Origin of the sequence: Actinomadura sp. NPDC048955 (assembly GCF_040649435.1) — a bacterium.
Lineage (GTDB): Bacteria > Actinomycetota > Actinomycetes > Streptosporangiales > Streptosporangiaceae > Spirillospora > Spirillospora luteofluorescens.
Window position 1 is genome coordinate 1 of record NZ_JBEZJI010000205.1, and the last position, 1,192, is coordinate 1,192.

2 protein-coding genes are annotated in these 1,192 nt (G+C 26.9%); both read left to right on the forward strand.

The features are described from left to right. Nucleotides 1-558: 558 nt before the first annotated feature. Complete coding sequence (locus AB0C84_RS46275) at nt 559-813, forward strand: type II toxin-antitoxin system Phd/YefM family antitoxin (RefSeq protein WP_162154204.1); 255 nt, start codon at nt 559-561, stop codon at nt 811-813. Continuing rightward, complete coding sequence (locus tag AB0C84_RS46280) at nt 806-1,081, forward strand: Txe/YoeB family addiction module toxin (protein WP_162154203.1); 276 nt, start codon at nt 806-808, stop codon at nt 1,079-1,081. The genes AB0C84_RS46275 and AB0C84_RS46280 overlap by 8 nt, the downstream gene beginning before the upstream one ends. Nucleotides 1,082-1,192 lie beyond the last annotated feature (111 nt).

Consider the following 1,192-nt stretch of genomic DNA (forward strand, 5'->3'; position numbering starts at 1 on the left):
AAGAAAATTAATTTTAGATGACGCTAAACTAACTAATGACAGTATGAAAAAGATATTTATGAATATTACGGAACATAAAATTAAAAAAGTATTAAGAAGAATTTAAAGGTGTTTATAATTCAGTAAACTGTGTGAAGTATAAAACTTTATATAATACGTTATTAGAATATGTAAAAAGAGCTTATATTCTAGTTGAAATACATCTACTGAGAGACAAAGAGAGTTAAGAGGATTTTGGATTAATCATTACAAGAAAAGAAGGTGTACGTAGTGTAAACAGTATTACTTTACTATCACGCAGAGTATTAATTAAAAGTAATACTAATATAAAACAAAGAGTTAGCTAATAAAAATAAAATTGATATCAAAGCTAATTATCCAATGTTTGGCTATAGAGATAATGTATTTAGTCGATTGTCTAATATTCAAGATACTATTTTATTGATTACACTAATAGCGACTATTACAACTTGAGACAGTTTATAGTAAAGGATAGTTCTCTTTACTATTCGTACAATAAGTTGTACAATTAAATCAAACATAAAGGAGGTCATAATTATGACAGTAGTTACTTATTCAAATGCTAGAAAAGATTTTAGAAACTTAATAGATAAAGTAAATAATGATTCAGATTCCGTAACTATTACTACTAATAATCATAATGCTGTATTGCTTTCTGAAAATGATTATAATGCAATTATGGAAACATTGTACTTACAGCAATCACCATCTAATGCTAGACATTTAGCTAAATCAATAGATGATTTAGAACGTGGAAATATTATAGAAGTAGATATAGATTCTTATGAGTAAAAGGCTAAACATATTATTCTCACCTGTTGCTTTTGATGATTATAAACATTGGCAAACCCAAGATAAGAAACTATTAAAGAAAATTAATAGCTTGATTAAAAGTATTGAAAGAGATGGATTACTCGAAGGTGAAGGAAAGCCTGAGGCTTTAAGAGGTAATTTAAAAGGGTACTTTAGTAGAAGAATAAACCATGAACATAGATTAGTTTATAAAATTAATGATGCATCAATACAAATTGTTTCTTGTAGATACCATTATTATGATTAATTAAAAAGCTAGGGGAAATAAATCCTCTAGCTTAGACTGACCCCAATTAGTGGGAATTATATAAAAACACTTTCGTTGAATTCATAGACTGACCCCAATTAGTGGGAATTA

Excerpts from the sequence above, each read along its gene's own strand:
- AB0C84_RS46275 (WP_162154204.1), top strand. The coding sequence starts at position 559 with ATGACAGTAGTTACTTATTCAAATGCTAGAAAAGATTTTAGAAACTTA.
- AB0C84_RS46280 (WP_162154203.1), top strand. The coding sequence starts at position 806 with ATGAGTAAAAGGCTAAACATATTATTCTCACCTGTTGCTTTTGATGAT.